The following is a 12854-nucleotide window of genomic DNA, read 5'->3' on the forward strand; positions in this document are numbered from 1 at the left end:
TTATCTCGTGTCCAACATCGTTGCCGATCATCTCGTTTTACTCGACCACCTGCGCAGCATCCTGGTCGCCGTAGGTGAGGCCGAGCAGGTTCCCGAAGAAAGCCATGCCTTGTTCCTTGAGCGCTTCGACGAACTGCTGGCGTCACTGCCGATCGATCCGATCGAAAGCCAATACCTGGGCCAGGACATCCTGACTCAAGTCATTTCCCGTTATCCGCAAATCGCCCACCTGATTCCACGGGATCTGCTGTGGTATTTCGCTGGCGACTGCCTGCACTACTTGTCCGATGAAGAAATCGACCTGTACCAGGCACTGGAAGAACGCCGCTTCGAAGCCGAACAGAACGACGAGCCCTTCGACTGGAACCAGGAAAAGCAGTTGCTGGCGTTGTCGAACCAGGACAGCAAGCACTGATCATCAATCAGTGATGCCAAAGGCCCGCATGCTCAAGCATGCGGGCCTTTTTTTTCCTTCAGCGCACCCCGTCAACTTCAGGCAACCGCACTGTGCTGCGACCTTTTCCGCAACGTCTGCCTGCCTATCTCCAGCCTTTGCACCAATAGTTTTCTCTCTATCTCATGGCACTTTGGTTTGATTGAACTACCTTCAAACTACAAGAAGTCATAACGGCTCGAGTTTTCACGTTAGCTTCAGTGATCAGATAGCGGATTGGCAAAAGGAGTTACCTCACCATGATCCTGGCAGGCGTTTTCCGGCTCTGTACCTGCATTGCCGATGACTTTCCGGGGGGACCAGGTCGAACCATAGGCGCGAGTATCGCTCCGACGGGCAGTCCAGGTCACCGGATCACTGAAAACCGTTTCAGCAAAGGTCGCTCGCTACCCAGCCAGATCAGCGAACTGCGCCCGCTCGTGTGTAGCACGCAAGGAATAACGCCGAGGCCGTGGATAAGTGGTCTGGCGCATTGGGGGGGATAGTCCGGTCCCCGTGAAGTGATCCGAGACAACTCAGCCTGACTAAAGATGGCCTATCCAGTGAGGATGTACTTAATGAGCCTTCGTACCGTGCCCGCTTTCAAGCGAATTTTCCATGGCCTGTTCTGGATGGGCCTCAGCGTGGATGCGGCTCAGGCCGCACCGGCCAATTGCTCGCAACTGGACAATTGGCCGTCTACGTACGAGGTCGGCCAAGGGCTGCAGAATGAACTGCGCAGCCCCGTTCCAGTAACACAACTGGCGGTGGGTGACCCGAAAATTGCCGACGTGCAGCCCAGCGGCAGCAGCGCGTTCATACTCACGGGCGTTGCGCCGGGGACCACCAGCCTGATGGTCTGGACCGCCTGTTCGAAAACGCCTCGCCAAAGCATGGTGTTCGTCAAGGGTAGAGCCACATCGGCGCTGACCAGTGTGCCGTCGGTGCCCTCCGACGACCCGTTGCTGCCGAGCCAGGTGCAGACCGATATCCGCTTCGTTGAAGTCAGCCGGACCAAGCTCAAGGAAGCCTCCGCCTCGATTTTCGGCATCCGTGGCAACTGGCTGTTCGGCTCGCCGAGAACCTTGCCCACCATCGGCGGCATTGTCACGCCGGCGATACCGGTGAACAACAACAACTTCAACCTCACGTTTGCTACCGGCAACACCCTGGTGGCGCTCAATGCGCTGGAGGGCAGCGGCTTCGCCTACACCCTGGCGCGGCCAAGCCTGGTAGCGCTCAGCGGGCAGAGTGCGAGCTTCCTGGCCGGCGGTGAAATACCGATTCCGGTGCCCAGTTCAGGCAGCGATAACGTGTCCATCGAGTACAAGGAATTCGGTATCCGCCTGACCCTGACGCCGACCATCGTCGGGAAAAACCGTATCGCGCTGAAGGTGGCGCCGGAAGTCAGTGAACTGGACTTCACCAACGCCGTGAGCATCGCCGGCACGGTCGTCCCGGCTCTGACCGTGCGCCGTACCGATACCAGCATCTCCCTGGCCGACGGCGAAAGCTTCGTCATCAGCGGCCTGATCAGCTCCCACAACGATTCCCAGGTGAACAAGTTTCCGGGGCTGGGCGATATCCCGGTTCTGGGCGCGTTTTTCCGCGACAACACCATCAACCGCGAAGAGCGCGAACTGCTGATGATCGTCACCCCGCATCTGGTCCAGCCACTGGCGGCCAATGCACAACTACCGTCATTGCCTGGCGAGCAGCTGCGCAATTACGACCCGAACTTCTACCGCATGTTTTTCCTGGAAAATGGCGACTTCGACAGTCTCAGCGGGCTCTCGCAATGAACCGAAGCCTGAACCAGACTTGCCTCGCCCTCACGCGTAACGGTGACTTTGCACGTTTGCCGGGCCAGCTGTATTGCCATTGGCCAGGCGTTCAACCTGTTGTCGCCAGGGGACATTCGATGAAAGCAGTCATTGCAATAGCGGCGACATTAATGCTCGCAGGTTGTGCCAGCAATGGCCTGTCTTCGCGGCCGGCCAGCTGTGCCAAGCCCGGTTCGGAACAAGAACTGGCCCTGAACCTGGCCGACAACATGGCCGAAGAAGGCCGTTTGTATGCCAGCCTGGCGAATCTGGAAGGATTGCCCGATAACCTGGTCCAGGTTCGCCTGCGCAAGGCTCGGGTACTGCGCTTGATGGGGCGTAGCGGCGACGCGCAGCCGTTGTACGAAGGCTTGCTAGGCACCTGTCTGGCGGCTGAAGGGGAACATGGCCTGGGCCAGTTGGCCGCCGCCAGAAATGATAATGCCGCCGCTGCCACTCACCTTGAGCGTGCGGTGAGGATGGCCCCCACCGACGACAGGATGCGCAATGACCTGGGGGTCGTCTACCTCAATCAGCGACGGATCCCCGAAGCACGCTTTGAGTTCATGACCGCCATGGAGCTCAAGCAGGCAAACACACTGGCGGCACTCAATATGGTGACGCTGCTGATCTACCAGGATAACTGGAAGGCGGCCGCCGAACTCGTGACCCGCGCCGACTTGAGCCCCAAGCAAGTCGTAGAGGCTCAAACCCGTGCGGAAAAACTCAAGGCCTCCGCCAAAAAAGTGGTGGCTAGCGATGAGAATCGCAAGACTGAGGTAGCCGATGCCTCAGCCAGTGCGAACAAGTAGAACGTTCGAGGAGTCGAGATGAATACCAAACGGCTGTTGATCCTGTGCACGGCTTGCCTGTCAACCACTGCCTGGGCCATTGAGCCAGGGCCCTCCTCGCCGTATCAACAAGGCACCGAGCAGTGGTTGCAACTACAGATTCGCGGTGTGGTTGCATCCCCTCACCTGCAAACCGCTTCGGCCACCGAGCGTGACCTGGCCATGCAGCGCTGGCTGAACAGCTTCAACTACCCGATTCCGGAATTTTATGACCAGGATACAGCGGGAGAAATGACCATCGGCGACTGAGGCATGTCGATGGGTGATCAGCCTCTGGCGTAGTCCAGAGTAGCCTGGCTGCAAAGCCGGGCTTGATGTCGTGTGCAGAAAAGCAGTGGCATCTACACATTACCCAATCCTTACCGAATTACCCCCGAAGCTGCCGCAGGCTACGATCTTCTGAATTTAAGGCCCAGGCAACGAATTGTCTGCCAGAAAAATCAAAAGATCGCAGCCTGCGGCAGCTCCTACGGGGGATGTGTAGATCAAGTGCAGATCAGGCTCGGGTGGCGAGGCCATCGCGCTCGACAGCCTCCGGCTGTTTTACCTCACCCGAATGCTTTGAGTACCCCGATCAAGGCGGGGCCGATAGCGACCAGAAAGAAGCTCGGCCATAGACAGAAAATCAGTGGAAATATCAGCTTGGTACCGATTTTCGCCCCCATCTCTTCGGCGGCCTGCGTACGCCGGTCACGGAACTCTTCGGCATAGATGCGCAAGGTGTCGGCCACGCTGGTACCAAAACGGATACTCTGCGCCAACAGGCTGACCAGACCTTGTACGTCATCCAGGCCAGTGCGCACAGCCAGTTGCTTGAGCGCCGCGGTACTGGAAATACCCGCGCGGATTTGTGCATTGACCAGGGCCAGCTCTTCAGCCAGTTCGACCTGACTGACCGACATCTCCTCAGCCACCCGTTCGATGGTCGCGGGCAAGGCCAGGCCCGACTCCACGCACACCACCATCAGATCCAGCGCATCCGGAAACGCGGCGCGCAGCCGGCCTTGTCGCTTCTGTTTGCGCTTGGCGACATACAGCGCTGGCACCGACCATCCGATACCCGCCACCAAGCCCACCAACAGCAGCCCCATGATCAGGGAAACCTTGGGAATCATCGGCAACAGCAGCAACGTAATACCGATCAATAACAGCGGTAACATCAAGCGCACTGCCCAGTACATCTGCACCGCCGACGAGGAGCGGTACCCCGCATGCATCAACAGTGTCTGGGTAGCGGATGTTTGAGCCGACTCGGCCGAGGCAAAGCGCTGGCCGACCCGCTCCAGCAACAGTTGCAGGTTACCCGGAGCTTCCTGCCCGGTCGCGTTGCCTAAATGACCACGCTTGATCAGCGCCAGACGACGCTGCACGGGATCCTGAAGCCCCATCATCAGCAGGATCACGGCACCCACCGCAAGTACCGTACTCAAACCAATCGCGCCAAGGAACAACAGGCGCGCCATCTCCTCGTTCCCCGTGACCCGACTGAATAACCCGAGTAAAAAATCCATGGCCTGTACCTCCCGGTAGCTAATACCGCTTAAACCTGAATCCGGATAATTTTGCGAATCCAGAAAATCCCGACCAACATGGCACCAAAAGCCCAAAATATCAGCTTATGGCCCATCGGATCATTGAGCAGCAATGGCATGTATTTAGGGGTAATGAACAAAATCACAGCCGCCAGTACGAAGGGAATGGCCACCAGTATCCAGGCCGACATCCGCCCTTCGGCCGACAGGGTTTTGACCTTGCGCTGAAAGCGGAAGCGCCCGCGGATCAGCAGACTCAGACGCTCCAGCACCTCGGTCAGATTACCGCCAGTCTCGCGATGGATAAGGAGCGAGGTCACCAGCATCATCACCGTCATGCTTGGCATCCTCTCCAGCAGACCGAGCATGGCCCGGCGCACATCGTTGCCATAGTTGATATCGGCGAACGTCAGGCCGAACTCATGAGCGACCGGCCCCTTGTGTTCCTCGGCCACCAGGCGCAGGGTTTCGTTGAAGGGGTGTCCGGCGCGCAAAGCGCGACACATCGCGTCCAGCGCATCCGGCAGGCCTTCCTCGAACTCAGCGAAACGCTTGCCACGGTCGCGAGAGATTTTCAGTATGGGTAACCAGAAGACCGCGAAACCCACCAGCAGCGCCATCCACCAGACTGACCAAACCATCCAGATCAAGATACCCGCCCAGACTCCCAGCACCAGCCCGAGCAGCAATACCCGATAGGCCCGGTATTCGTGCCCGGACTGCTCAATCATTTGCGTCAATGCCTCCATTAAAGGCAGCTGCTCAAGCCTGGCCTCCAATGGCGACAAACGCGTCAGGTATTTCTGTCGCAACACGGTCTGCATACTGGACTGATTGTTGGCTTTCTCCAGTACATGCAAGCGGCCACGAATACGCTTGCGCATCTTGCCGGCCTCACCGAATACCGGCACCGCCACGCCCTGGGACAGGAGGAAGACGGCAATAAACACCATGCCGAGGAACATCAGAATGAATTCACCAGGAACCTGGTTCATGATTGCCGTGCCTCCATCCACTCAGGCCTGAACATTGCAAGCGGCAGCTCGATACCGCGCTTGGCCAGCACATCGCGGAAGGCGGGGATCATGCCGCTGGGCCGAAACTCACCGAGTACTTCGCCGTTTTCGCCCACGCCGTGGCGCATGAAGGAGAAGATTTCGGTCATGGTGATGATCTCGCCCTCCATGCCGTTGATCTCCTGCACGCTGACCAGGCGGCGCTTGCCGTCCTCCTGGCGTTCCAGCTGGATGACCACTCCAATGGCCGAAGCGATCTGTTGGCGCATGGCCTTGATCGGAAAGGTCGCCCCGGTCATCGACACCATATTCTCGATTCGCCCCAATGCATCGCGCGCGGTGTTGGCGTGGATCGTGGTCAGCGAGCCGTCGTGACCGGTGTTCATCGCTGTCAGCATGTCCAGCGCCTCGGCGCCGCGCACTTCGCCGATCACGATGCGGTCCGGCCGCATCCGCAGGCTGTTGCGCACCAACTCCCGCTGGCTCACCTCGCCGCGCCCCTCGATATTCGAAGGCCGGGTTTCCAGGCGCACCACATGGGGCTGCTGCAGTTGCAGTTCAGCCGAATCCTCGATGGTGACGATCCGCTCGTTGTGCGGAATGAAACTGGACAGCACATTGAGCATGGTGGTCTTGCCGCTGCCGGTACCGCCGGAAATCAGCACGTTCAAGCGCCCACGGACAATCGCCTTGAGCAGCAGGGCAATGGCCGGGGTCAACGCCCCCACCTGGATCAGGCTGTCGGTATTGAGCAGGTCCACCGCAAAGCGCCGGATCGACATGCTCGGGCCGTCGATGGCCAGCGGCGGAATAATCGCGTTGACCCGCGAACCGTCCTTGAGCCGCGCATCCACCAATGGCGAAGACTCGTCGATACGCCGACCCAGGCTGGAGACAATGCGGTCAATGATGTTCAGCAAATGCTGATCATCGCGAAAACGCACATCGGTGCGTTGCAGCTTGCCGAAGCGCTCGACATACACTGAGTCATGCCGGTTGACCAAAATGTCGGACACACTGTGATCGGCCAGCAGCGGTTCCAGCGGCCCCAGACCGAGTACCTCGTCGGTGATCTGCTTGATGATCAACTGGCGGCTGGAAGTACTCACCGGTGCCGAGTGTTCATCGAGCAGACGCTGGCAAATTTCGCGAATCTGCCGCGCGGCCTCTGCCTGTTCAAGGGAGTCCAGCAAGGACAGGTCCATGACCTTGAGCAACTGCTGGTAGATCTTTTCTCGCCACTCGGCCTCCACCGGGGTGACCTGACTTTTGGTTTCGTAAAGAACGTCCGGCGTTGCACGTTCCCACGCCATTATTTCCTCTGCCGGATCCGGCAGGTCGTCACCCGGCTGGTTAGCCGACGATGAGGCGGGTTTACCGGACTGTTTGCGCAAGCGGTTACGAAAGTCGCTGATCATGGGTCACCCCCCGAAAAAACGGTTGAAGGCGCGTTTGAGCACGCTTTTTTTTCCAGCCATCTGCTTGCCGGCCAGTTCCTCGGCCACGTTGCGCAGGGCAACGGTGATCGCCGCCTTCGGCGCATGCAGAGCCAACGGCACACCCGTGTTCTGACTCTGGCTGACCAGGTTGAAGTCGTTGGGTAACTTCGCCAGGTTCGTGCAGCGCAGCGCCTCGCCGATATCCTTGAGGCTGACCGCTGCCGACTTGTCATAGCGATTGACCACTATCTGCAATTGATCCCCACGCACGCCCAGGTCTTCGCGAAGAATCCGCACCAGAGAGCTGGCATCGCGCAGATGGCTGACGCTCTGCTGCACCACCACGTACACCCGATCCACCTGTTCCAGCACAGAGCCGGTGAGGTGGTCGATTTGCCGTGGCAGATCGATCACTACCCAGTCATAGCTGGCGCGGGCCAACTGCATCAGGGTGTCAAGTTGCTCGGGTTGGGCATCCTGCGGCAGGCACAGCTCACCGGCCCGGCCACCCAGCACATGCAAGGTCGGGCTGAAGTGGCTGCAAAAACCCCGTAGCGCAACACTGTCCATGCCGTCGATCTGATGCAACACCTCCAGGTGGCTGTGGGTTTGCGCCACATCCAGGTAATGCGTCACGCTGCCAAATTGCAGGTCCATGTCCAGCAACAGGGTACTGCCACCCTTCATGCTGAGCTGCTGAGCCAGGTTGCAGGCCAGCATGGTGCCGCCGGATCCGCCCTTGGCGCTGATCACGGCGAGCAATTTTCCTTCTGTCCCACTGCCAGTCCGAACCTCCATGACCAGCCGATTCAAGGCGGCGACCAGTTCTGTCTCGGCGACAGGTTCCGGCAGTACGTCCCGGGCGCCGGCCTGCATCGCCAGACGCATGCCTTCCTGTTCGCTCAGCAGCCCGCACACCAACATCGGCGGACGCTCATGGGCCGGGCGCTGCAACAGTGCCGCCAGCTCCTCGCGCCACAGGTGGCTGACGCGCAACAGCAACAGATCGGGCATCCGGTCCAGGCCGTAGAGCGGGTCGACATGCCCATTGCTCACCAGGCGAGTGCTCACCTCCAGGCTGGGCATGCGTTGGCAGACGCTCTGCAGGTCGCGCAACGACGTGGCATCACGGCTGCTGATCAGCAACCGTAGCCCGGCTTTGCCGGTCGAGGTAGAGAGTGGATTTTCCTTGGTATTCAGCATGGCGTGATCTCCCCGGAATCGGAATGACGCCCGAGGCTTTCACGTGGCAACGTTGCTCTGAATGTAGGCAGCGTAAAGGGCACACCGAACCCGGGAATAAACAGATTGAAAACGAAGTTTTGCAGACTCAACTGGACATAGCGGATAGCACGAAAACCGGTGGCGCTGACCGTGTCAGCGGGGTTGGCCACCACAGCACCGTTTACGTCCAGATAGGTCAGCGTCAGATGGGTGGTGGCCAGATTGCCGATCAGCTGGCTATTACCTGCATCGCCCGCCGCGTTGAAGATCGCCCGCCGCAACACCACCGGATCGCTGATATTGCACACCGCCGCCAGGCGCGTACCACGGCGTACGGCTTCATCCAGCGCATTGACCGTGAAGTACAGGCGGCCCATTTCCACTACGCCGAACAACAGCGTGAACACCAGCAGACCAACGATGGCGAACTCCACCACATAGGTGCCGCGCATGTATTTTCTATTCATCACAGGGCCCTCATCACGGTAGTGGCGACCAGCGGAATGCCCAGTGCAATCGAATTGCCAAAAAAACCGGGAAGCGATCCGGTGCAATTGCCAGCGCCAATCACCGGGCAGAACGTGTAAGTGATGGTGACCCGCACATGGTCGGTGCCCACTGCGGCGACGTCCACGTTGTCAGTCGTCAACCCTGACACCACAGCAGTCCCGGTGTTGGCAGGCACGCCATACACCGCAACGTTTTTCGTTTGGGTCAGTAGCGTACTGCTCATAGCGACCGCACCAAGCGTCGAGTCCCAAGCCTGGCTGGCGACGAAACGGTCGGCATCGCGGCTGGCCTGAAGCAACAAGTTGTACTGATAGAGCATGCGGCCGAACTCACCGAAGCCCAGTAACAGCAACAGCAACACCGGCATGATGAGGGTGAACTCCACCATGGCCAGACCTTGCTGGCGCTGCCGATGTTTAAATCTATGATGTCTCATGACGCCCCCTACGAGTCAGTGCTCGGAGTGCCACTGCCGTTGAGATAGGTTTTGTAGAGCTGAATGATCTGCGGGCCGGAATCGGTGGACGGCGAGGGGCCGGCCACATTGTCGCCTTCGCACTCCTTCACGAACTGGCCGAAGATCTCCGCTTCCCCGCCGCCGCCATCCATGGGCTGCACCACGAAATAACAGCCAAAACCGAGGACCGGGATCGAGGTTGAACCACTATTTTTCCCGGCGCAGTTGCCCACCACGATTTTCAGCATCCGGCGCTCGAACACCCCATTGCCCTGACAGTCACTGCCCCCTGCCACACACGCAGCAACGCTCGTACGCCAGTCGTTGTAGTCCAGTATCGGGTTGCCGCCTGCCGTGAGAGTGCCATTGTTCGAGGTGATGGTTTGCCCTTGGTACTTCGGGCCTGTGCCGTCGTCAGTGATGGGGGGATTACTGGACGTGGTTACCAGGTCCGGCGGATAGTCCGAGGCACTGACCGGGCCGTCGTAGATGCCGAAGCGTGTATTCAGGCCTTGAGACGCAGGGCCGACCTTGTTACCAGGCTCGGTCGCGACGTTGTCTCCCACATTGCGGCAGACCTTGCCGCCTCCGGCCATCTCCTCCCTGACCGCATTGCCACCCGAGCCAAAATCGAGCAACTGAAAGTTGCCTGGACCAATAGGCGACTGATTGCCGGAAGCCGTCTTCAATACCTTCAAATCACCAAACTGGAAGCCCCAGAACATACCGGTGCCCGGGTTGTATTGAGCCGGATCGCCACAGACCATCAAAGGCGCGAGATCGCAGGGGCTGGTAGGGCTGGGTCCCGCGGTGGCGATCGCCCCCACCGCCTTGTTCCCCAGGGCGCCCAATGACTGGGCGTAGCTCCAGAAAAATCCCGTCAGGCCATAACTCGCTACCGATACCCGAACGTATTTGGCATCCGTCGGCCCGGGAAAGGTGAACGGGCCATAGACGCTGCTTGCCAGTTCCACCACTGCAAATGCACCGGCGTTGCCGCCGACCGCCGTGGCCAATTCGTTGTTGCCTGTGGCATTGGCATTTTGTGTCAGCGTATTGAGCGCGGCGGTACGCGTCGCGTTGGCCGCGCTGACACTGTTGACGCCCCCCTCTACCTGACTCAGGGTTTTGGCGCCACTCAGGGCGGCGGCGTCCACCGCATTCTGCAGGCGCGTTTTGTTCAGCATCATATGCCCGCCATCCAAGGCCAACGCCGCCATCATGGCCATCGCCGCCATCGCGATCACCATCAATGCACTCACCGATCCTTCCTGGCGCCTTGGCGTCGAAGTGAACGGCCGCTGAATACGAAGATTCATCATCAAGCCCTCGATTGCCGATACTGATCCGGATCGGCTCCGCCAATACCCTGATGTCCAGATACCGGTTGCGCCTTGTCAGCGAATGTTGACTACTTTGGCTTCGATCCCGCGGATAACGGTGATGCCCGCGCCCTCGCCACTGCTGCGATGTACCACGCGTTTTGGTGCCTCAACGGTGGCCACAGCCATGGCCGGGGCAGCAGGTGCAAAAGGCGTAGCTTGCGCAACGGCCGGGCTTTTCTTCTCGAGGTTCAGTGGGTTACGCAGCGCCAGTTGCAACTTGCCTTCCGTCTGCGCGGTGACCAGGGCTTCCGCTTCATCGGCCGACATCTCCAGTGTCACGGCGCGCACCACGACCGGTTGGGTTTTGTCGGTACCCGCGGTCTGATCCACCGCCAACACCCGCAAGTTCTCGAGGATGGTCCTGGAGGAGGCGCTGTTACTGCCGGCATTGGTGGATTTGGTCGCCAGTACGTCCACCCGGTTACCCGGCAACAGGAATCCGCCCACGCCGACCACATCGTCCACGCGTACCGATATGGCGCGTTTGTCGGGGGCAATCAAAGAGGCCAGGGTGCTGCCCCCCAGGTGCTCGCTCAGACGTGCACCACGCACGATGTCGCCCCGCAGAATGTCGAACGTGGCGATCTTGCCCACGGCTTTTTCGCTGGCATCGAAGGCATCGTCCGGGATCGTATCCATGGGCATGCGTACTGTCGTGAGCTGCTGGGCCTCGACCATCTGCCCGAATGGAATCTCGACCGTGGCGACCACCACATTTCGAAGGTGGTCATCCGGGCTGGCATTGAGCCGCGCGCTCAGCCAGGAGTCGGCCATCCATGCAGCCCCAAGGCCCATGGCCAGAGAAACACCTATCAGGGTAAGCGTACGAGAGCTCATGTCAGTATCTCCGTATCAAAGAAAGTCGAGCTGGACGAAGTAGTTGCGCCAGGCCCATTCCAACTCTTTCGGTGACAGTGGTCCGGAACCGCCCATATAACGCTGGCGATCGAGTGCCATGTTCAGGAGATCGCGGGGATGGCAGGGCACCAGGGGCATGCCTTCGTTTGCATAAAGCCTTTGCAACGCGTAACGCACCAGCAGCGGGTCATAGGAAATGCCCAGACGCTCGCTTTCCATACGCCAGATCTTTTCGTACTGCTCGGGCTTCAGGTAACCAAACTGCAGCTTGTAGCCAATCCGGCGCAGGAAGGCCTCATCGGCCAGCTCCAGGGGGTTGAGGTTGGTGGAAAACACCAGAATCAGATCGAACGGCAACTCGCAATGCCGACCGCCGCCTAGGTTGAGGAAGTCGCGTTTCTCTTCCATCGGGACGATCCAGCGATTGAACAGCTCGGCGGGGGCCATGCGCTGGCGCCCCATGTCGTCGATGATGAACAGGCCATTGCTGGCCTTGAGCTGCAAGGCGGCCTGGTATTGACGGGTGAAGGGGTCATAGCGAACGTCCAGTTGCTCCATGCTCAACTCACCGCCCGTGATGACGATCGGGCGTTTGCAGCGCAGCAGTCGACGGTCGATCCCTTCGTTGAGCATCAGGTTGTTCTGTTGAGCGTTTTCATCGAGCCGCTGATGCACCTGCGGGTCATAGATCTCGATCACCGCCTCGTTGATGACGATGGCATGAGGGACCCAGATGGCCTCAGCGAACAGACGGATCAGCCGACTGCTGACATAAGTCTTGCCGGTACCCGCGGGGCCATAAATCATGATCGCGCGCCCGGAATTCATCGCCACACCCAACTGATCGAGCATCTCCTCCGTGAGCACTACGCCAGCCAGGGCATTGCGCATATCGTTGGCGTTGATGCGACCATGGTGAATGGTCTGCAGTTTGATCAGGGAGCGGTAGGTACTCACCGGGAAAGGTGCCGCACCGATATAGCCACTGCGAGACAGGGCATCGCGGGCGACACTGCGACCACGTTCGGTCAGGCCATAACGCAACATCTGCCCGCCCGTTTGACTCCCCTGGCCAAGCACTTCGACACGGCCATCCTTGCGCAGAAACGCCAGGACCTCTTCAAGTACCGCGCCGGTCAGCGCCAGGCGTTCCACCAGCCGCGACATGTCCAGCACACCGGCATCAAACAAATGCTTGCACACCAACTCGCCGAGAAAACTGTCGGTCAGACCGGTTTCGCGGATAGTGCAGGGCTGAGGGGCCAGACGTTGCACCGCGCTCCGATCGCTGGGGTAGGCATCACTTTCGACGATGACATGCATGAC

At 59.5% G+C, this 12854-nt stretch carries 13 protein-coding genes; 4 read left to right on the plus strand and 9 right to left on the minus strand.

Annotated features, from left to right (window positions below):
• Nucleotides 1-7 precede the first annotated feature (7 nt).
• From PspS34_RS21035 to PspS34_RS21050, 4 genes are all read left to right on the plus strand, one after another.
• Nucleotides 8-415 carry a PA2817 family protein gene (locus PspS34_RS21035; protein WP_007991629.1) on the plus strand — a complete coding sequence of 136 codons (408 nt, stop codon included), beginning with the start codon at nt 8-10 and terminating at the stop codon, nt 413-415.
• Between the two features lie 596 nt (nt 416-1011).
• Nucleotides 1012-2235, plus strand: coding sequence for a type II and III secretion system protein family protein (locus PspS34_RS21040; protein ID WP_154860333.1), 1224 nt, complete (start codon nt 1012-1014; stop codon nt 2233-2235).
• 119 nt (nt 2236-2354) lie between these two features.
• On the plus strand, nt 2355-3068 hold the full coding sequence (locus PspS34_RS21045) for a tetratricopeptide repeat protein (protein WP_154860334.1): 714 nt from the start codon (nt 2355-2357) through the stop codon (nt 3066-3068).
• A gap of 18 nt (nt 3069-3086) precedes the next feature.
• On the plus strand, nt 3087-3356 hold the full coding sequence (locus PspS34_RS21050) for a DUF3613 domain-containing protein (protein WP_150672620.1): 270 nt from the start codon (nt 3087-3089) through the stop codon (nt 3354-3356).
• A gap of 299 nt (nt 3357-3655) precedes the next feature.
• On the opposite strand, the gene PspS34_RS21055 is transcribed toward PspS34_RS21050, so the two are convergent.
• The 9 genes from PspS34_RS21055 to PspS34_RS21095 form a co-directional block, all read right to left on the minus strand.
• The gene (locus PspS34_RS21055) at nt 3656-4618 is read right to left on the minus strand and encodes a type II secretion system F family protein (RefSeq protein WP_154860335.1); all 963 of its coding nucleotides are present in this window, start codon (nt 4616-4618) and stop codon (nt 3656-3658) included.
• A 29-nt stretch (nt 4619-4647) separates the two neighbouring features.
• On the minus strand, nt 4648-5634 hold the full coding sequence (locus PspS34_RS21060; protein WP_154860336.1) for a type II secretion system F family protein: 987 nt from the start codon (nt 5632-5634) through the stop codon (nt 4648-4650).
• Nucleotides 5631-7073 (minus strand): CpaF family protein, encoded by a 1443-nt coding sequence (locus tag PspS34_RS21065; RefSeq protein WP_154860337.1) that lies wholly within the window; start codon nt 7071-7073, stop codon nt 5631-5633. Before PspS34_RS21065 ends, PspS34_RS21060 begins: the two co-directional genes overlap by 4 nt.
• A 3-nt stretch (nt 7074-7076) precedes the next feature.
• Nucleotides 7077-8297, minus strand: a complete 1221-nt coding sequence (locus tag PspS34_RS21070) for an AAA family ATPase (RefSeq protein ID WP_154860338.1) — start codon at nt 8295-8297, stop codon at nt 7077-7079.
• Nucleotides 8291-8785, minus strand: a complete 495-nt coding sequence (locus PspS34_RS21075; RefSeq protein ID WP_154860339.1) for a TadE/TadG family type IV pilus assembly protein — start codon at nt 8783-8785, stop codon at nt 8291-8293. The genes PspS34_RS21070 and PspS34_RS21075 overlap by 7 nt, the downstream gene beginning before the upstream one ends.
• A complete protein-coding gene (locus tag PspS34_RS21080) occupies nt 8785-9264 on the minus strand; it encodes a TadE/TadG family type IV pilus assembly protein (protein ID WP_154860340.1) in 480 nt (159 codons plus the stop codon). Before PspS34_RS21080 ends, PspS34_RS21075 begins: the two co-directional genes overlap by 1 nt.
• An 8-nt stretch (nt 9265-9272) precedes the next feature.
• Complete coding sequence (locus tag PspS34_RS21085) at nt 9273-10607, minus strand: pilus assembly protein TadG-related protein (RefSeq protein ID WP_154860341.1); 1335 nt, start codon at nt 10605-10607, stop codon at nt 9273-9275.
• 75 nt (nt 10608-10682) lie between these two features.
• Nucleotides 10683-11507 (minus strand): Flp pilus assembly protein CpaB, encoded by an 825-nt coding sequence (gene cpaB / locus PspS34_RS21090; protein WP_154860342.1) that lies wholly within the window; start codon nt 11505-11507, stop codon nt 10683-10685.
• Between the two features lie 15 nt (nt 11508-11522).
• The gene (locus PspS34_RS21095; protein ID WP_154860343.1) at nt 11523-12851 is read right to left on the minus strand and encodes an AAA family ATPase; all 1329 of its coding nucleotides are present in this window, start codon (nt 12849-12851) and stop codon (nt 11523-11525) included.
• Between the last annotated feature and the right edge of the window lie 3 nt (nt 12852-12854).

The organism is Pseudomonas sp. S34 (genome assembly GCF_009866745.1).
Classification (GTDB): Bacteria; Pseudomonadota; Gammaproteobacteria; order Pseudomonadales; family Pseudomonadaceae; genus Aquipseudomonas; species Aquipseudomonas jessenii.